Consider the following 18,438-nt stretch of genomic DNA (forward strand, 5'->3'; position numbering starts at 1 on the left):
GTTGTCAACTTGCCTTGATGAACTCCAGTTCTATCTTCGGCTTCGTTTCCTAGGCTACTTTTGATTTTCATTGAGTATGAGATGACTGGATCTGTATTTTGAAATTAGACTAGACCAATTAAAATGTTGACAAGGACGAAATCTTGTTATATACTGATTTCACTGGTCTTTTTAGATATAAATTAGACTAGACCAATTTTTAAAGAAATGAAAGCCGATGTTAACAAACATCGTAGGTGAACTGTATGTGTGGAATCGTTGGTGTTGTAGGAAATACAAACGCAACTGATATTTTGATTCAAGGACTTGAAAAATTAGAATACCGTGGTTATGATTCAGCAGGTATTTTTGTGACGGGTGGTGAGCAAGCTCATCTTGTGAAAGCTGTTGGTCGCATTGCAGAATTGTCTGCAAAAGTTGGCGATAAGACCGAAGGGACAACAGGGATCGGTCATACTCGTTGGGCAACACACGGGAAACCAACTGAGAACAACGCTCACCCTCACACTTCTCAAACAGCTGGACATATCCTTGTTCACAACGGTGTGATTGAAAACTACGCAGAAATCAAGGAAGAGTATCTTGCAGGTCATGACTTGAAAGGGCAGACAGATACAGAAATTGCTGTACATTTGATTGGTCAATTTGCAGAAGAAGGTTTGTCAACTCTAGAAGCCTTCAAAAAAGCATTGAAGATTATTCAAGGTTCATACGCCTTTGCCTTGATTGATGCTACGGATGCAGATACTATCTACGTTGCCAAAAATAAATCTCCGCTTTTGATTGGTTTGGGCGATGGCTATAACATGGTCTGCTCAGATGCCATGGCTATGATTCGTGAGACAAGTGAATACATGGAAATTCACGATAAGGAATTAGTTATCGTGAAAAAAGATAGTGTTGAAGTCATGGACTATGATGGCAATGCGATTGAACGTGGTAGCTATACAGCTGAGCTTGATTTATCAGATATTGGTAAGGGAACTTATCCATACTACATGCTCAAGGAAATTGATGAGCAACCAACTGTTATGCGTAAATTGATTAGCGCCTATACAAATGAAGCTGGTCAGGTAACAGTTGATGCGGATATTATTAAGGCAGTACAAGAAGCTGACCGTATCTATATCTTGGCTGCTGGAACTTCCTATCACGCAGGATTTGCCGCAAAAGACTTCTTGGAAAAATTGACAGATACACCAGTAGAGTTGGGAATTTCATCTGAGTGGGGTTACAATATGCCACTTTTGAGCAAAAAGCCACTCTTTGTCATGATTAGCCAGTCAGGTGAAACTGCTGATAGCCGTCAGGTATTGGTTAAAGCTAATGAAATGGGCATTCCAAGTTTGACCGTAACCAACGTTCCTGGTTCTACCCTATCACGTGAGGCAACTTACACCATGTTGCTCCATGCAGGACCAGAAATTGCGGTAGCTTCTACAAAAGCCTACACTGCACAGATTGCGACTTTGGCAATCTTGGCTAAGGCTGTCGGTGATGCAAATGGCAATGCCTACGCGAAAGAATTTGACTTGGTGCATGAATTGTCCATCGTAGCTCAATCTATCGAGGCCAGCTTGTCAGAAAAAGATGTGATTGCTGAAAAAGTTGAAAAACTCTTATCAACCACTCGCAACGCATTCTATATCGGTCGTGGTAGTGACTACTACGTTTCTATGGAAGCCAGCTTGAAATTGAAAGAAATTTCATACATCCAATGTGAAGGCTTTGCGGCAGGTGAATTGAAACACGGTACCATTTCCTTGATTGAAGACGGTGTTCCTGTCTTGGCTTTGATTTCAAATCATCCACACCTTGCAAGCCATACTCGAGGCAATATTCAGGAAGTAGTGGCGCGTGGTGCCAATGTCTTGACAATTGTAGATGAAGCAGTAGCTAAGGAAGAAGATGACATCACTGTTACAACAGTTCATCCATTCTTGTCAGCGATTGCTATGGTCGTTCCGACACAGTTGATTGCATACTATGCGACATTGCAACGCGGTTTGGATGTTGATAAACCACGTAACTTGGCTAAGTCTGTTACTGTTGAATAAGAAGAAGGAAGGCATGGATTTCCAGCCTTCTTTTTGCACTGTTGAAAAAATATACAAAATTTTGTTAAATTTATTAAAAATTCTGAAAAATTCTTTGAAATTAAGGATATTTTTTGATATACTAGAACCTAATCATTCTTTTAGGAGAGCTCTATGGATTATGTTTTGGAAGTTCTGCCCAGTCTACTAAATGGTGCAGCAGTCTCCTTGCAAGTATTTTTTCTAGTATTGATATTATCCTTGCCATTAGGAGCTGTTTTCGCTTTTTTAATGCAGATTAAATTTAAACCCTTACAATGGTTATTGCATTTCTATGTATTAATTATGCGAGGAACCCCCTTGCTTTTACAATTAATTTTTGTTTATTACGTTTTACCAAGTGTGGGTATTACATTTGACCGAATGCCTGCAGTGATTTTGGCCTTTACGCTCAACTATGCGGCCTATTTCTCTGAAATTTTCCGTGGTGGTATTGAAGCTATTCCAAAAGGTCAGTATGAAGCGGCTAAGGTATTGAAATTTACCCCTGTTCAGACCATTCGCTACATTGTCTTACCGCAGGTCGTGAAAATTGTCCTGCCAAGTGTTTTCAATGAAGTCATGACTTTGGTAAAGGATACTTCTTTGGTCTATGCACTTGGGGTTAGCGATTTGTTGTTGGCTAGTCGTACTGCTGCCAATCGTGATGCCAGCTTGGCGCCTATGTTTATCGCAGGTGCAATCTACCTATTGATGATCGGTGCGGTAACACTGATTTCGAAACAAGTAGAAAAGAAATTTGATTATTATAGATAGGAGGAAGTCATGTTAGAGTTACGCAATTTGTCAAAACGCTTTGAAGATAAACAGATTTTCTCCAACTATGATTTGGTCATTCCAGAAGGGAAAATTGTTGCCATCGTTGGTCAATCTGGCGGTGGTAAGACAACTCTTTTACGGATGTTGGCTGGTTTAGAGACTATTGATTCAGGAACTTTGATGTATAATGGTCAAGAATTGCCATTAGAGGAGTTGGGAAAACGACATTTGCTGGGCTTTGTCTTCCAGGACTTCCAGCTTTTCCCGCACCTATCCGTATTGGAAAACTTGGTTCTCTCTCCTATGAAAACGCAAAATATGTCGCGTTCAGAGGCGGAAGACAAGGCCCTTAAACTCTTGGATACTCTTGGACTTGCTAACCACGCAACTGCCTACCCATTTTCATTATCGGGCGGACAGAAACAACGTGTGGCTTTGGCGCGTGCGATGATGATTGATCCTGAGATTATCGGCTATGACGAACCAACTTCGGCCCTAGACCCTGAATTAAGAAAAGAAGTTGAGAAACTGATTCTTGAAAATAGGGCTACTGGAATCACGCAAATTGTGGTCACCCATGATATGCAGTTTGCTGAGAATATCGCAGATGAAATCATCAAAATTGAACCGAAACACTAAGAAAAGGAACAAATATGATGATGAATATTAAAAAAATGATGCTTGGAGCTCTTGCTCTTGTAACTTCTTTAACTCTTGCTGCTTGTGGCTCCAATGATTCGGCTACTAAGTCTGATAATTGGACAGCCTACGAGTCTGAAAAATCCGTTACGATTGGCTTTGATAAGACCTTTGTTCCAATGGGATTTGAACAGACAGATGGTTCTTACACTGGTTTCGATATTGACTTGGCTAATGGAGTCTTTGAAAAATATGGAATTACTGTAAAATGGCAACCAATTGACTGGGACTTGAAAGAAACCGAATTGAATAATGGGAATATTGATTTAATTTGGAATGGTTATTCTATTACAGATGAGCGTAAGGAAAAAGTTCTCTTCACAAATCCCTACATGGATAACCAACAAATTATTGTAACTAAAAAATCTTCCAATATTAGCCAAGTATCTGATATGAAGGATAAGATTTTGGGTGCGCAAGCAGGTTCATCTGGTTATTCAGTATTTGAATCACAACCAGCTATTTTGAAAGATATTGTTCAAAATAACGATGCAAGTCAGTATGCGACCTTCAACGAAGCCTTGATTGACTTGAAAAACGACCGCATTGATGGTCTCTTGATTGACCGTGTATATGCAAATTATTACTTGCAACAAGAGGGAATTATCGCAGATTACAACATCATTGATGCAGGTTTTGAAAATGAAGCCTTCGCAGTCGGTGCTCGTAAATCAGATACTACACTCGTAGAAAACATTAATAAGGCGTTTGCTGAATTATATAAAGAAGGTAAATTCCAAGAAATCTCCCAAAAATGGTTTGGTGAGGATGTTGCAACCGATGCAGTAAAAAACTAATAATATAAGCAAAAGTGACTGAACAAGACATCCATGATGGTTGCGCCCTCATCCACAGAATAATGAAAAGAACTCGTGAAAACGGTGGGGGGATACCCCAATATCATTAACTTAAGATTCTACTCCAATATTTGTTGGATAGGATCTTTTTATTATATGATTTTTAGTCCGTCATGATCCGTAAAGTATGTGACAAATAAGCCGAGGATGGGCAAAAAAATGGTCCTATAATTTCTGTAGCGGGTAAAACCACTATGGAGTCTTTTAAATGTAAAAGTCCCATATGACCTATAATGAAAAGCGACAAAACTTACATTAGAAAGAGGCCATATGGAATAAATCAAGAGTTAGGGGAGTGACTTTTGATTCCTGAGCCTAGAAATAGAAAAGCGAAGATCTTATCACAAATTTTCTCGGAATAGAAGACAAAAATATCGCTATCATGACTGAATATGATGTGGAAACTCACTTAGATTGTGTGTCTCCCCAATGTTCTGCCTGAAAGGGACAAATAGTGAAATACGACTTCCAAAGAGCATCTAAAATCCTTTGCTTAGAAGCAGCTGATAATCCTCTCTCCTTATCCATCTTAGAAAGCGTCGGTTCAAGTGTAAAGAATGCGGGAAAATGGTTGTCGCTGAAATTCACTTATTAAAAAAACGACCAAATCTCTGTTGCTATTAACCAGAAAAACACCCAATTACTACTCGTTGAGAATCAAGCAATGAGTAAGCAATGTTCACCTGATACTATTGTCATCAAGGATAGCTTTTTCATCCTGTTCGAAACTATAAAGTAAGAGTTTTTGAAGGAAGGCAGATATTGGTTGCAATGTATTGAAACACTTGTGGTTCCATGGTTTCGAAGGTTACTCTATCTGGCTATATTCTGAACTATGTTATTACACCAGTTTCTGATTATGTAGTGAATTGCTTGTTGGAAAGCTATCAGTAATCTGTGATTTTAGCAGATTTAGTCAGGAGTTTAAAGACAACTTGGAACAGAAGGATAGAACATGGAAGGAGTTAATTAATATAACAAATGGAGATTATTAGCCATGAGGCGAACCATTGAAACTCGTTTTTTTGAATCATACGCTTTGTTTGATATAGAACAACTCTTTGCCAGAGGACTGATCGGATTACAGCTACGGATTGCACAAATCCTACTGACTTATAATCTAAGCTATTTTGACTTTAACTAGTAGCACGGGTAAAAAACCTGTCTGGTTCAATCAGAACTAGGCAGGTTTTCTTGTCATCTAAAAAATGGATTGAAATTTTTCTCATGTCCAACGCTGGTATTTTGACCGTGACCGGGATGGACAGTGTAGTGGTTTGGCAGGGTGAAGATGTGTTCTCTGATACCCACAATCAAGTCGTCAAAATTGCTGGTTGGCAGGTCTGTACGTCCCACAGTTTCGCGGAAAAGTGCGTCTCCAGTGATGACACATTCATCCTCTGGGAAGATAAAGGAAACACCACCAATAGAGTGACCTGGTGTTGGAACTACCTTGAAATGAAAACCGTCAAACTGGTAGTCTTCTTGGTATTGGAAGATTTTTTCAGCAGGTCGGCAGACTACATTTTCCATATCATCATGACGAGGTAGACCTGATAGATTCATCTCTGGTGTATAGAGCCAGCTGGCTTCGCTTTCAGCCACATAGACAGGCGGGAAATTGTAGGTCTCACGCAGAATGTCCAAACTCATAATATGGTCATAGTGAGTGTGAGTCAGGAGAATAGCCGAAATTGGTTTTCCGATTTTTTCGATAGTTGCTTGAATTTTTGTCCAGTCACTCCCAGGGTCAATGATAATCAGATGGGTATCATTTTCAAGGTAGTAGGTATTTTGAAAAGCGACAGGATTGACAGATTTGTGAATAATCATTCTTTTTCCTTTTTCTAACAGTTACTGATGTTACTAGTCTAACAAAAAAACACGCCTTCTTCATGGAATTTGTTTGGAGCTTTTTCCATGAGAGGGAATATGCTATAATGAACAGTATGAAAGAAACAAGAACAAGCAATCGGTATGCCGTTGTAGATTTGGAAGCAACTGGTACAGGTACCGATGCAAAAATCATTCAAATCGGGATTGTTCTCGTTGAAAATGGAGAAATCATTGACAGTTACGCAACGGACATCAATCCCTATGAGCTACTGGATGACCATATCAAGAATCTGACAGGTATCACAGACCAACAGCTAAGTCAAGCTCCAGATTTTGGTCAGGTAGCAAGTACCATTTATGACATGATTGGAGATGCTATATTCGTCGCCCATAATGTCAAGTTTGATGCCAATCTCTTGGCAGAAGCACTCTTTTTTGAAGGCTATGAACTGTTGACGCCACGTGTAGATACGGTGGAATTATCACAGCTATTTTTCCCGACTTTTGAAAAATACAGCTTGGGAAATCTTGCAGAGCATTTGGAACTTGGTTTGGACCAGGCGCACACGGCCATATCAGATGCCATGGCTACGGCGCGCTTGCTCATCAAAATTCAAGAGAAAATAAAGAGCTTACCCAGGTCTATTGTTGAAAAGATTCTTGATTTGGCGGACAATCTGCTCTTTGAATCCCGTCTGGTCATTGATGAAATGGTGCCTGTTCTGTCAGAAAACCTATCATACGATTTAGAATCTATTCATGGCTTGGTCTTGAAAAAGCCAGAAGAAATCAAGTCGGCCTACCGATTATCTGAAGATTTTTCGACCAATATTGCCCTTCTCGGCTTGCATGAACGAAAAAAACAAACTGCATTTGCTCAAGTAGTAGAAAAACGCTTGGCTGACGAAGAAAAAGTGCATTTTATACAGGCACAGGCAGGCTTGGGGAAGACTTACGGTTATCTTTTGCCTTTACTTGCTAAGTCAGACCAGCCTTTATTGGTCACCGTACCGACCAAGCTCCTTCAAGAGCAGATTATGGAAAAGGAAGGGAGCAAGCTTAAAGAGATATTTCGTATTCCCATAGTCTCTCTAAAATCGCCCAAGCATTTTATCAAATTGGATAGCTACTGGGGAACCCTGCAAAGGCAGGATGATAATCGCCTGGTCAATCAATTCAAAATACAGGTGCTTGTCTGGTTATGCGAAACCACGACAGGTGATTTGGATGAGCTTAAGCAAAAACAACGCTATCAAGCTTACTTTGATGAGATTGCCCACGATGGGAAATTGGAGACTGAAAGTCTTTTTTGGGGCTTGGATTTTTGGCAACGGTTGAACCAACAAGCTCTCTCTAGTAGATTGCTCATTACCAACCACGCTTATTTTCTCAACCATCTTAAGGATCAAGACCCTCTCATGGATAAGCGTCTGGTGGTGATTGATGAAGCTCAAAAGTTTCTCTTGGCTGCTGAAAATCTAGCGACGGCTTCGCAAGATTTGACAAGTATGTTACAAGTATTGCAAAGTAAAAAGGACAGAGCGACGACTATTTTGGACCAACGCTTGTATGAGTCTTGCCAGTTTGAACTCAACCATTTTTTGAGTCGTTTTCGTCAGCATGGTCAACGAGAGGTTCAAAAGGTTGAACTTCATCAACTTGGTCAGAACCTGGTGGAGCTTGGAGATGTTGATTTGAACGACTTGCATCAGCTCATAGACTATTACGATACCTTTTGGTTGGAGGAGAAAAATTTAGAAGAAAAGCGGCTTGCCTATTTGCGGGGCTCCAAGGACAGCCTCCTAAATGCGACCAACTACCTGCCTGATACCAAGATTTTCTGCATCAGCGCCACCTTGACCATCAGCAAAAAGGTCAGTCTGGCGGATCTGCTGGGCTTTGAGCAGGTCACCTTGGATTTGATACCGACTCAAACTGTGACCAACCAGCAGTTGCTTTTTCCGACTCATCTCCCCGACATCCTCGCTTGGACCAAGGAGGAGCATGCAGCTTATTTGGCTACTACTTTAGGAGAAATAGCAGAGCTGGGACGACCGATTTTGGTCTTGTTCACATCGATTTCTCTGCTCTTGCAGGTGTCGGACTTGTTAGAAGACAATAACATTCCCCATCTAGCCCAGCACAAGCATGGACAGGAAATGACACTCAAACGCAAATTTGAACGAGGGGAATGCCAAATTTTACTCGGCACAGGCGTATTCTGGGAGGGAGTTGACTTTGCCAGCCAGGACCAATTGATTCAGGTCATTACAAGACTCCCATTCGACAATCCCAAAGACCGTTTTGTCCAGAAAATCAATCACCATCTGCGTGAAGAAGGGAAAAATCCATTTTACGATTACAGCCTGCCTATGATGATGATTAAGCTCAAACAAGCCATCGGGCGTACCAATCGTCATGATAAACAAGATTCGCTAGTCTTGGTTTTGGACCCGCGTGTTCACACCAAACGCTATGGACGGCAAATTCTGTCCTTCTTTGAGAAAGATTATTCAATGATAAGTGTGGATGCGAAAGAAATAGAAGGAGCTATTCAAGATTTTTTTAAATAAGTTGAAAGGGAGTGAGAAAGAACTCGACTGGTCTAAAAAGAGTTCGTCAACAAGTCTTTATTTCTAGTTGTTGAGCTGAAACAGTCTATTCCCAGACTGTTTCACTCCCACCCCCGCATAGCTCCAACAGTCAGAGTAGTGACTGTTGGAGGTTGGAGATGAAGCGAACTTTGTTCGCAACAGTCGTAATGGTCAGATTTGGAGTGTAATACACGAACAAATCTGCCAATCAACCCCTGCGCTGAGATATTGACACTAACTCTGAGTAGTAGCCGCTGGGCTTTTTGCCCAGCCTCTTTGTTTCCAGCGTTTTTTAATGCTACTCATATTCCCTTTCTCCTTGCTGAATAACAGTGATTTTCTTTATACCTAAAATATGGTATAATTTTCCAAATATTAGTTTTTGTGAGAAGAGATTATGACAGAAAAAACGATCGTATTTAAAGTGGGGACGAGTTCTCTGACCCAAGAAAATGGCAGCCTGGATCGGATTAAGATTGCTCGGATTACCAATCAGCTAGCTCAGTTACATCAGAAAGGCTACCAGATTGTACTGGTGACTTCGGGATCCATTGCTGCTGGTTTTCGGAGGTTGGGATTTGACAAGCGACCGACTAAGATTGCGGAAAAGCAAGCTTCGGCAGCAGTGGGTCAGGGCTTGCTGATTGAGGAATACACGCAGAATCTGATGAAGGACGGTATTGTATCGGCTCAGATTTTGCTGACGCAAGATGACTTTGCGGATGCTAGACGTTATCAGAATGCTTCTCAGGCCTTGCAGGTCTTGCTCAAGCAAAGGGCTATTCCCATTATCAATGAAAATGATACCATTGCCATTGAGGAGATTAAGGTCGGAGATAATGATACCCTGTCTGCCCAGGTAGCTTCGCTCTTGAAAGCAGATCTCTTGGTGCTTTTGACGGATGTGGACGGACTTTACACAGCCAATCCCAACAGCGATCCGACTGCCCAGCATTTGTCTGAAATCAAGGAAATTACGGAAGATTTATTTGCCATGGCAGCAGGAGCAGGATCGTCCAACGGAACTGGTGGCATGACCACAAAATTGCAGGCGGCCCAGATTGCGACCAAGTCAGGCGTACCTGTCTTTATCTGCTCTTCAAAAGAGGATACTGCTCTCTTACAAGCAGTCACCCAAGCCAACCGTGGCACCCTCTTTTTAGCAGATGACCATGCTATGAACCAACGCAAGCAGTGGATGGCCTTCTACGCTCGGACAGACGCAGCAGTGGAAGTGGATGCAGGAGCCGTAGATGCCATGTTGCACCAAGGCCGCAGTTTGTTAGCTGCCGGTGTCAAAGCCCTTGAAGGCGACTTTGAAGTGGGGCAGGTTGTGGAAGTTTACAGCCAGGCGGACCACCGTTTGATCGGTAAAGGGCGGGTCAAACTGTCCTCCAAGGACTTGCAGGACCAGTTGGCAAATGGCAGAGCAGAGGGCGTGCTCATTCACCGAAATGATTGGGTGAGCTTATAGTTATTCAGTTTGTCTTGATTATGTTGACGAACGAGCCAACTGAAAGACTAAGTAGGAGAAATTTATGACAACAACACAAGCATTATTAGATAGTTTATTGGCCCACAAGACTTCTATCAACCTTGCAACAACCGAACAGAAAAACCAGGCCTTGTCAGCTATGGCAGACAAGTTGGTTGCTCAGACTGAGGCAATTTTAGCAGGCAATGCCATTGATATGGAAAATGCCCAAGGTAAGATTAGCCAGGTGATGCAGGATAGATTGCTCCTGACTGCTGAACGGATTGAAGCCATGGCAGACGGCATTCGGGCCTTGATTGGCTTGCCAGATCCTGTCGGACTCGTCTTGGAAGAATCCACTCGGGCAGACGGCTTGAACATTCGCAAGAAATCTATTCCTTTTGGCTTGGTAGGAATGATTTACGAAAGCCGTCCAAATGTGACCTCGGATGCCGCTGCCCTTGCAATCAAGAGCGGAAACGCAGTCATTTTGCGTGGAGGCAAGGAGGCCTTTCATTCGGCTCAGGCCATTGTCATAGCCCTCAAGGCTGGTTTGGAACAGGCTGGTCTTTCTCCAAAGGTCATTGAGTTAGTCCAAGATACCAGTCGTGCCTCTGCGACAGAGTTGATGACTGCCAAAGGCAAGATTGACCTCTTGGTGCCACGTGGCGGTGCAGGTTTGATTCAAGCCGTCGTTGAAAATGCGACTGTGCCAGTTATCGAAACAGGCACAGGCATCTGCCATGTCTATGTGGACAAGGATGCGGATTTGGATAAGGCCCTTCAGATTGTGGTCAACGCTAAAACCAGTCGTCCCTCAGTCTGCAATGCGGCGGAAGTCTTGCTAGTTCACGAAGCTATTGCCAGCCAATTCCTACCTCGCTTGGAAGAAGCTCTTTCTGGTCAGATGGAATTACGTGCTGACAGTCAGGCGCAGGCTATTCTCAACCAAGCCACACCAGCAGGCGACCAAGATTTTGACACGGAATTTTTAGACTATATCATGGCTGTCAAAGTCGTTTCAAACGTAGAAGAGGCTATCAGTCACATCGCTCAACACTCGACAGGGCACAGCGAGGCCATCGTGACGGAAAACAGCCAAACGGCTGAACTTTTCACACTCCATGTGGACTCAGCGGCGGTCTATGTCAATGCCTCGACCCGCTTCACAGACGGTGGCGAGTTCGGTCTGGGCTGCGAGTTGGGCATTTCCACTCAGAAGATGCACGCTCGTGGTCCTATGGGCCTGCGTGAGATGACCACCTACAAGTACATCATCACAGGCGACGGCCACATTCGTTAGGAGGACAAGATGAAGATTGGATTTATCGGACTGGGCAACATGGGAGCGGCCCTGGCCCAAGCGGTCAGCCAGCAGCCAGATACCCAGCTCCTTCTCAGCAACCACAACCCAGCAAAAGCCCAAGCTCTTCAAGAGAAGGTGGGCGGTCAGCTTTTTTCTAATGGGGAAATAGCAGAGCAGGCCGAGGTGATTTTCCTTGGGGTCAAGCCTCACCTGATTCAGTCCGTTTTGTCAGGCTTACAGGACCAGATTAGCCAGAATCCGTCTGCTATCTGGATTTCCATGGCAGCGGGAGTGACCATTGACAGCCTGGCAGAATTTGTGTCGGCAGATAAACTCACCCGTATCATGCCCAACACACCGGTCGCTATCGGCCAAGGCATGACGACCTATAGCTTGGTCAATCCAGAGCTCGCTCCGCTATTGGAACAAATCCTAGAAAAATCAGGCAAGGTTCAGCAGGTGCCAGAGAGCCTAATTGACGCAGCGACGGCTATCGCAGGCTGCGGTCCAGCCTTTGTCTATCAGATGATTGAGTCCTTGACGGATGCTGGTGTGCAAAACGGGCTGACGGCTCAAGATGCCAAGATTCTGGCGGCTCAGACCTTGGCTGGAACTGCTCAGATGGTCTTGAATAGCGACAAGCACCCAGCCCAGCTGAGACAGGAAGTGACCTCGCCAGGCGGCTCGACTATCGCAGGCGTGGTAGCTCTTGAAAAAGAAGGTTTCCGCTATGCTATTATTAAGGCAGTCGCCGCCGCCCTCAAAAAGACCAAGAAATTGGGGGAGAAATAAGAGGTAAGTGTAGAAAGATCAAAAAGAGTTCGTCAACAATTCCTCGTTTCAAGTTATAGAGCTGAAACAGTCTATCCCCAGACTGTTTCACTTTTCATAATCTCCTTAAAAACTTGGCTACTTGGTCAAGTTTTTTTGCAAATCAAAAAGCGAAGAAAATTATCCTCGCTGTGTTTTCTCTTTAATCCATTGACTGACATTGGACAGGGCCTTGCTTTGCTCTGCCTTGCGTTTTTGTTCGTGGACAAAATCTGCAAAGCTTTGCTTGACGCCGTCCTTTTGAACCTTATCCTGCAAATCATGCCATTTCTTTTTAAGGTTGCTGGAAGTCCGTTCGTAATAAATCTCTAAAATTTCTTCTTTTGATTTATAATTGCGATAGAAAGCGTTGCGAGAAACTCCCGCTTTACGAACCAATTCAGATACCGAAATTTGCTTGAGCTCCTTTTTCTCTAGGAGAAATAGCAGAGCAGTTTCTATTGATTCCTTAGTCAGTTGATTCGCTTCTTTATTTGATTGATAGAGGTTTTTCAAAGATTGGGGTGAAATTTTACGACCTGCCATAGTTTTCCTTTTCCGAGTGTCACATCTGAAAGAAAATGCTTTCAGATGGGGTAGTTTAATGATATAATTGTAAGTAAATAGAGATTTATTGTCAAATAAAAAAGTAAAATTGGAAATGAGAATATTATGTCAAAATGGAAAATTGTTGCAGATTCGGGCTGCGACTATCGTCAATTAGCTAATCTAGCTCCGGATACTGAATTTATTAGTGTGCCACTTACCATCCAGGTTGGAGAACAAGCATTTGTTGATGATGCAAGCTTGGATATTGATCACATGATGGAGGTGATGGAAGCATCTAAGTCTGCAGCTGGGTCGGCATGTCCAAGTCCGCAGGCTTATCAGGCAGCTTTTGAGGGAGCTGAGAACATTATCGTTGTGACGATTACAGGTGGGCTATCGGGTAGTTTTAATGCGGCACGTGTAGCTAGGGATATGTATATCGAAGAGCATCCGAATGTCAATATCCATTTGATAGATAGTTTGTCAGCCAGTGGGGAGATGGATTTACTTGTAGACGAAATCAATCGCTTAATTGGTTCAGGATTAGATTTTCCACAAGTAGTAGAAGCGATAACTCACTATCGGGAACACAGTAAGCTCCTCTTTGTTTTAGCGAAGGTTGATAATCTTGTTAAGAATGGAAGACTGAGCAAATTGGTAGGCACTGTCGTTGGTCTTCTCAATATCCGTATGGTTGGTGAGGCAAGCGCTGAAGGAAAATTAGAGTTGCTTCAAAAGGCGCGTGGCCATAAGAAATCTGTGACAGCGGCCTTTGAAGAAATGAAAAAAGCAGGCTATGATGGTGGTCGAATTGTCATGGCCCACCGCAACAATGCCAAGTTTTTCCAACAATTCTCAGAGTTGGTAAAAGCAAGTTTTCCAACGGCTGTTATTGACGAAGTTGCAACATCAGGTCTATGCAGTTTTTATGCTGAAGAAGGCGGACTTTTGATGGGCTATGAAGTGAAAGCGTGATTCACAGAGTAACAATTTTGGGATGTAATTTCCACTATAGAATAATCCCCCTCGTCTTTTAAGTTCGAGGGGGATTGTTTGTGTGAGACTATTAGATTTCATTCATTCAAATATCTTACGAATTGCTCCAGTTTATCTGCAAAATCTTGTTCAAAGAAGATCTGTAAGAAATCAGCTTTCTGTCCGCTGAAATAATAACATTTTCCAAACATGTGTTGGATGCTAGGTGAAAGAATCCCCTTGCTTAGCTGAAAAGTTATGCTCCCTTTGGAAATTCGATACGGGATGTTCAAATCGTATTTCTCTAAACAATCTTTTATTTTATTCCACTGAGCGTGATAAATGTGATGAAGATGCTGTGTGTTCCGTGCAAACATACCGTTATCAATGTAGAGCGAGAGAGCTTTTTGCATAATAAGATTGGTATCGTAGTCGATTAGACTCTTATGTTTGATGAAGGTATCACGTAGCTGATTAGGAAGGCTGATTGCACCGATTCGGAGGGCTGGAAAGAGTGTCGGTGTAAAAGATTTTATGTAGATGACACGATTATCTGTATCAAGATAGTGTAACGGTAGGCTATGACTAGAGTCGAAATCCGCCAAATAGTCATCCTCAATGATGTAGACATCGTATTGCTTTGCTAATTTTACGATGGCTGTTTTTGTTGCTATATCATAAGTTGAACCGAGAGGGTTGTGCAAGCGAGGAATTGTGTAGAAAAACTTAATTTTTCCAGTTTGGAAGATACTTTCTAATTCTTCTAGGTCAATTCCATCTAAATCCCGTTCAATTGTTTGATAGGGGATTCCTTGATGTCGAATGAGCTCTATCATTCGTGAGTAAGTAGGGTTCTCTATCAAGATTTCCGTTTTTCCAGCCAAGGTTTCCATTTGTGTGAGAATATATAGAGCTTGTTGACTACCAGCTGTGATAACCAGCTGGTCTTTTTTTGTATAGACATGATAGTCCATTAACAGACTTTGAACGGAGGAAATCAATTCTGCCAATCCCTCTTGCTGGTGATAGTAGTTGAATAGGTAATTTTCCCGCCCAATAAGACTTTCGTTTAGACAAATCCGAAAATCTTCATAGGGTAATTCTTGAAAGTCTGCAGGATTGAGCTCTACAGTATGGTCTTGGAAATCTCTATCTTCTAAGATATAATAACCGCTTTTTTCGACAGCGTAGATCTTATTTTGATACTTTAATTCCAACATAGCCTTTTGGACAGTGTCTTTGCTACAATGATATTGCTCGCTGAGTTGACGGATAGAAGGTAATTTCTCTCCACGTTTGAATCGGTGTTCCTCTATTCCAGTCAAAATATCTTGGATGATAACTTGATATTTTTTCATCTAGGCCCCCTTTTTTATAGACTATGTTACTAGCTAGTATATAGGAAAAGTTGCAGAAATACAATATATGAATAATGGGGTTGAGGCTCAGGAATTAAGCTGCTATATGATATAATTAAGTGATGAAAATAATTATACCTAATGCAAAAGAAGTAAATACAAATCTAGAGAATGCCTCGTTTTATCCCCTGTCTGATCGAAGCAAGCAGGTGCTGGACGCCATAAGTCAATTTGATGTAAAAAAGATGGCTGCCTTTTATAAATTGAATGAAGCAAAGGCTGAGTTAGAAGCTGATCGTTGGTATCGAATCAGGACAGGTCAAGCAAAAACCTATCCAGCCTGGCAGTTATATGATGGTCTCATGTATCGTTATATGGATAGGCGAGGTATAGATTCGAAAGAAGAAAATTACCTACGTGACCACGTTCGTGTTGCGACAGCCTTATACGGGTTGATTCATCCTTTTGAATTCATTTCACCTCACCGCTTAGATTTTCAAGGGAGCTTAAAGATAGGCAATCAATCTTTGAAACAGTACTGGCGACCGTATTATGACCAAGAAGTTGGTGATGATGAACTGATTCTCTCATTGGCTTCGTCAGAATTTGAGCAGGTGTTTTCTCCACAGATTCAGAAAAGATTAGTTAAAATTCTTTTCATGGAAGAAAAAGCAGGTCAGTTAAAAGTTCACTCGACTATATCAAAAAAAGGTAGAGGAAGATTGCTGTCCTGGTTGGCTAAGAACAATATTCAGAAATTATCGGACATTCAAGATTTTAAGGTGGATGGCTTTGAATATTGTACTGAAAAATCAACAGAGAATCAGCTGACTTTCATACGCTCAGTTAAATTATGAAAAAAAGAACAAGATATGAACAAGATAACGTTTTTCATCACTAATATGGCTACGTGGCTAGTAAAATATTGTTTTTTGTGATACAATAGGTGAGTTATAAGTAAAAGGAAGGTTGTTTATGAAGAAGAGAAGCAGATGGAGGAAATCGCCTAAACTTAAGTTGCTAAATTTTGCGCTTTGGGGGCTATATGCCATTATTCTATGTCTGTTCTTAGTGACTATGTATCGCTATAACATCCTAGATTTTCGGTATTTGAACTATATTGTAACAATCCTGTTGATAGGGGTTGCAGTATTGACTGGCTTGTTGATGTGGCGTAAGAAAGCGCGTGTCTTTACAGCACTCTTACTTATTTTTTCACTGGTCATCACTTCTGTCGGAATCTATGGAATGCAAGAAGTTGTAAAATTTTCAACACGACTAAATTCAAATTCGACATTTTCAGAATATGAAATGAGCATCCTCGTCCCAGCAAATAGTGAGATTACAGATGTTCGACAGGTCACTAATGTACTTGCTCCGGCTGAATACGATCAAGACAACATCACTGCTTTATTAAATAATATTTTCAAAATGGAGTCTACTCAATTAACTACAAGTCCGACGACCTCTTATCTAACAGCCTACCAAGCTATGCTAAATGGTGAGAGTCAAGCAATGATTTTCAACGGAGTTTTCACCAATATTTTAGAAAATGAGGATTCAGACTTCTCTTCAAAAGTGAGGAAAATATATAGTTTTAAGGTGACTCGGACTGTTGATACAGCTACTAAGCAGGTGAGTGGAGACAGTTTTAATATCTATATCAGCGGCATTGATACATATGGTCCAATTTCGTCTGTTTCGCGTTCAGATGTTAATATTATTATGACTATTAATCGTGCTACACATAAAATTTTATTGACAACTACTCCACGAGATTCTTATGTTGCTATCGCAGATGGTGGACAAAATCAATACGACAAATTAACTCATGCTGGTATTTATGGTGTCAATGCCTCTGTGCATACCTTGGAAAATCTTTATGGTATTGATATTAGCAACTATATTCGTCTCAACTTTACATCCTTCCTACAGTTGATTGATGTGGTTGGAGGTATCGATGTAGAAAACACCCAAGAGTTCACAAGTGGTGAGCATACTTTCCCGGTGGGAACAGTACACTTAGATGCAGAGCAAGCGCTAATCTTTGTTCGTGAGCGGTATTCGTTGGCTAATGGTGATAATGACCGTGGTAAAAACCAAGAAAAAGTCATTGCAGCACTTATAAAAAAATTGAGCTCACCAGAGAATTTACGTAATTATCAAGCTATTTTAAATAGTTTAGAAGGATCTATTCAAACGGATCTAAGTATTGAAACAATTATAGGCTTAGTTAATACGCAATTAGAAGCCGGCACACAGTTTACAGTGGAGTCACAAGCGCTAGTTGGAAATGGGCGAACAGATTTGCCTTCTTATGCTATGCCGGATTCACAACTTTATATGTTGGAAATAAACCAAGAAAGTTTGGAACAAACAAAGGCTGCTATTCAGTCAGTATTGGATGGAAATTAAAAAATAGGGAGAAAACATGAATAATCAAGAAATGAATGTAATCGAAATTGATATTTTACTCTTACTGAAAACGATTTGGAGAAAAAAAATCTTTATCCTTCTGCTGGGACTATTAGGTACAGGGTTAGCTTTTGCTTATAGTAGTTTTTTGGTAACGCCGCAATATGATTCGACGACTCGTATCTATGTAGTTGGGCAACATGCTGAAGCTGGCGCGGGATTGACAAATCAGGATTTACAAGCGGGGTCTTATTTGGTAAAAGACTATCAAGAAATCATCCTATCACAAGATGTACTGACACAGGTGGCTACAGAGTTGAATTTGAATGGAAACCTAAAAGAAAAGGTTACAGTTTCTATTCCTGTTGATACTCGTATTGTTTCTATCTCCGTGCGTGATGCGGACCCAAATGAAGCAGCTCGCATTGCAAATAGTCTCCGTACTTTCGCATCACAAAAAATCATCGAAGTTACAAAAGTGAGTGATGTGACAACACTTGAAGAGGCTGTCCCAGCAGAGGAGCCATCAACTCCTAATACCAAACGCAATATCTTGCTTGGTTTATTAGCCGGCAGTATCTTGGCAACAGGTCTCGTGTTGGTTATGGAAATTTTGGATGACCGTGTAAAACGTCCTCAGGATATCGAAGAGGTAATGGGATTGACATTGCTAGGTGTAGTGCCAGATTCGAAGAAATTGAAATAGGAGA

15 protein-coding genes and 1 pseudogene are annotated in these 18,438 nt (G+C 41.6%); 13 read left to right on the forward strand and 3 right to left on the reverse strand.

All coding sequences use genetic code 11. From position 1 onward, the window contains the following. Positions 1-245 precede the first annotated feature (245 nt). The 5 genes and pseudogenes from glmS to ODU34_RS07395 form a co-directional block, all read left to right on the forward strand. Positions 246-2,057 (forward strand): glutamine--fructose-6-phosphate transaminase (isomerizing), encoded by a 1,812-nt coding sequence (glmS, locus tag ODU34_RS07375; protein WP_024381447.1) that lies wholly within the window; start codon positions 246-248, stop codon positions 2,055-2,057. Positions 2,058-2,210: 153 nt separating this feature from the next. Next, positions 2,211-2,852: an amino acid ABC transporter permease gene (locus tag ODU34_RS07380; protein ID WP_002940990.1), complete on the forward strand. Its 642-nt coding sequence runs from the start codon at positions 2,211-2,213 to the stop codon at positions 2,850-2,852. Positions 2,853-2,861: 9 nt separating this feature from the next. Further along, complete coding sequence (locus ODU34_RS07385; RefSeq protein WP_009909533.1) at positions 2,862-3,494, forward strand: amino acid ABC transporter ATP-binding protein; 633 nt, start codon at positions 2,862-2,864, stop codon at positions 3,492-3,494. A 26-nt stretch (positions 3,495-3,520) separates the two neighbouring features. Further along, a complete protein-coding gene (locus ODU34_RS07390; RefSeq protein ID WP_192874232.1) occupies positions 3,521-4,351 on the forward strand; it encodes an amino acid ABC transporter substrate-binding protein in 831 nt (276 codons plus the stop codon). Between the two features lie 442 nt (positions 4,352-4,793). After that, positions 4,794-5,081 (forward strand): annotated as a pseudogene (locus ODU34_RS07395) (ISL3 family transposase); the annotation flags it as partial. A gap of 527 nt (positions 5,082-5,608) precedes the next feature. Here the strand turns inward: ODU34_RS07395 and ODU34_RS07400 are convergent. Beyond that, positions 5,609-6,244, reverse strand: a complete 636-nt coding sequence (locus ODU34_RS07400; protein ID WP_053867146.1) for an MBL fold metallo-hydrolase — start codon at positions 6,242-6,244, stop codon at positions 5,609-5,611. Between the two features lie 107 nt (positions 6,245-6,351). Here ODU34_RS07400 and ODU34_RS07405 point away from each other — a divergent pair, with 107 nt between their 5' ends. The 4 genes from ODU34_RS07405 (at position 6,352) to proC (ending at position 12,413) form a co-directional block, all read left to right on the forward strand. Further along, positions 6,352-8,820: a bifunctional DnaQ family exonuclease/ATP-dependent helicase gene (locus tag ODU34_RS07405; RefSeq protein ID WP_105179086.1), complete on the forward strand. Its 2,469-nt coding sequence runs from the start codon at positions 6,352-6,354 to the stop codon at positions 8,818-8,820. Between the two features lie 418 nt (positions 8,821-9,238). Next, entirely contained in the window at positions 9,239-10,315 is a 1,077-nt protein-coding gene (proB, locus tag ODU34_RS07410) for a glutamate 5-kinase (RefSeq protein ID WP_105178706.1), read from the forward strand. 64 nt (positions 10,316-10,379) lie between these two features. Further along, on the forward strand, positions 10,380-11,618 hold the full coding sequence (locus ODU34_RS07415; protein WP_105178705.1) for a glutamate-5-semialdehyde dehydrogenase: 1,239 nt from the start codon (positions 10,380-10,382) through the stop codon (positions 11,616-11,618). A gap of 9 nt (positions 11,619-11,627) precedes the next feature. Then, positions 11,628-12,413 (forward strand): pyrroline-5-carboxylate reductase, encoded by a 786-nt coding sequence (gene proC, locus ODU34_RS07420; RefSeq protein ID WP_105178704.1) that lies wholly within the window; start codon positions 11,628-11,630, stop codon positions 12,411-12,413. A gap of 159 nt (positions 12,414-12,572) precedes the next feature. Here proC and ODU34_RS07425 read toward each other — a convergent pair whose 3' ends face one another. Next, positions 12,573-12,977, reverse strand: coding sequence for a TetR/AcrR family transcriptional regulator (locus ODU34_RS07425; protein ID WP_024411748.1), 405 nt, complete (start codon positions 12,975-12,977; stop codon positions 12,573-12,575). 126 nt (positions 12,978-13,103) lie between these two features. Between ODU34_RS07425 and ODU34_RS07430 the strand changes: the two genes are divergently transcribed. Further along, positions 13,104-13,955, forward strand: coding sequence for a DegV family protein (locus ODU34_RS07430; RefSeq protein WP_105150398.1), 852 nt, complete (start codon positions 13,104-13,106; stop codon positions 13,953-13,955). Positions 13,956-14,053: 98 nt separating this feature from the next. Here ODU34_RS07430 and ODU34_RS07435 read toward each other — a convergent pair whose 3' ends face one another. Next, positions 14,054-15,313: a PLP-dependent aminotransferase family protein gene (locus tag ODU34_RS07435; protein WP_172026680.1), complete on the reverse strand. Its 1,260-nt coding sequence runs from the start codon at positions 15,311-15,313 to the stop codon at positions 14,054-14,056. 122 nt (positions 15,314-15,435) lie between these two features. On the opposite strand from ODU34_RS07435, the gene yaaA reads away from it, so the two are divergent. From yaaA to ODU34_RS07450, 3 genes are all read left to right on the forward strand, one after another. Then, positions 15,436-16,170 carry a peroxide stress protein YaaA gene (gene yaaA / locus ODU34_RS07440; RefSeq protein ID WP_105095317.1) on the forward strand — a complete coding sequence of 245 codons (735 nt, stop codon included), beginning with the start codon at positions 15,436-15,438 and terminating at the stop codon, positions 16,168-16,170. Between the two features lie 118 nt (positions 16,171-16,288). Further along, on the forward strand, positions 16,289-17,728 hold the full coding sequence (locus tag ODU34_RS07445; RefSeq protein WP_105178702.1) for an LCP family protein: 1,440 nt from the start codon (positions 16,289-16,291) through the stop codon (positions 17,726-17,728). Positions 17,729-17,744: 16 nt separating this feature from the next. Continuing rightward, on the forward strand, positions 17,745-18,434 hold the full coding sequence (locus tag ODU34_RS07450) for a YveK family protein (RefSeq protein WP_105140343.1): 690 nt from the start codon (positions 17,745-17,747) through the stop codon (positions 18,432-18,434). Positions 18,435-18,438 lie beyond the last annotated feature (4 nt).

It is taken from the genome of Streptococcus sp. 2018WUSS126 (genome assembly GCF_044427425.1).
In the GTDB taxonomy this organism is placed as follows: domain Bacteria; phylum Bacillota; class Bacilli; order Lactobacillales; family Streptococcaceae; genus Streptococcus; species Streptococcus hashimotonensis.

Excerpts from the sequence above, each read along its gene's own strand:
- glmS (WP_024381447.1), top strand. The coding sequence starts at position 246 with ATGTGTGGAATCGTTGGTGTTGTAGGAAATACAAACGCAACTGATATT.
- ODU34_RS07380 (WP_002940990.1), top strand. The coding sequence starts at position 2,211 with ATGGATTATGTTTTGGAAGTTCTGCCCAGTCTACTAAATGGTGCAGCA.
- ODU34_RS07385 (WP_009909533.1), top strand. The coding sequence starts at position 2,862 with ATGTTAGAGTTACGCAATTTGTCAAAACGCTTTGAAGATAAACAGATT.
- ODU34_RS07400 (WP_053867146.1), bottom strand. The coding sequence starts at position 6,244 with ATGATTATTCACAAATCTGTCAATCCTGTCGCTTTTCAAAATACCTAC.
- ODU34_RS07405 (WP_105179086.1), top strand. The coding sequence starts at position 6,352 with ATGAACAGTATGAAAGAAACAAGAACAAGCAATCGGTATGCCGTTGTA.
- proB (WP_105178706.1), top strand. The coding sequence starts at position 9,239 with ATGACAGAAAAAACGATCGTATTTAAAGTGGGGACGAGTTCTCTGACC.
- ODU34_RS07415 (WP_105178705.1), top strand. The coding sequence starts at position 10,380 with ATGACAACAACACAAGCATTATTAGATAGTTTATTGGCCCACAAGACT.
- proC (WP_105178704.1), top strand. The coding sequence starts at position 11,628 with ATGAAGATTGGATTTATCGGACTGGGCAACATGGGAGCGGCCCTGGCC.
- ODU34_RS07425 (WP_024411748.1), bottom strand. The coding sequence starts at position 12,977 with ATGGCAGGTCGTAAAATTTCACCCCAATCTTTGAAAAACCTCTATCAA.
- ODU34_RS07430 (WP_105150398.1), top strand. The coding sequence starts at position 13,104 with ATGTCAAAATGGAAAATTGTTGCAGATTCGGGCTGCGACTATCGTCAA.
- ODU34_RS07435 (WP_172026680.1), bottom strand. The coding sequence starts at position 15,313 with ATGAAAAAATATCAAGTTATCATCCAAGATATTTTGACTGGAATAGAG.
- yaaA (WP_105095317.1), top strand. The coding sequence starts at position 15,436 with ATGAAAATAATTATACCTAATGCAAAAGAAGTAAATACAAATCTAGAG.
- ODU34_RS07445 (WP_105178702.1), top strand. The coding sequence starts at position 16,289 with ATGAAGAAGAGAAGCAGATGGAGGAAATCGCCTAAACTTAAGTTGCTA.
- ODU34_RS07450 (WP_105140343.1), top strand. The coding sequence starts at position 17,745 with ATGAATAATCAAGAAATGAATGTAATCGAAATTGATATTTTACTCTTA.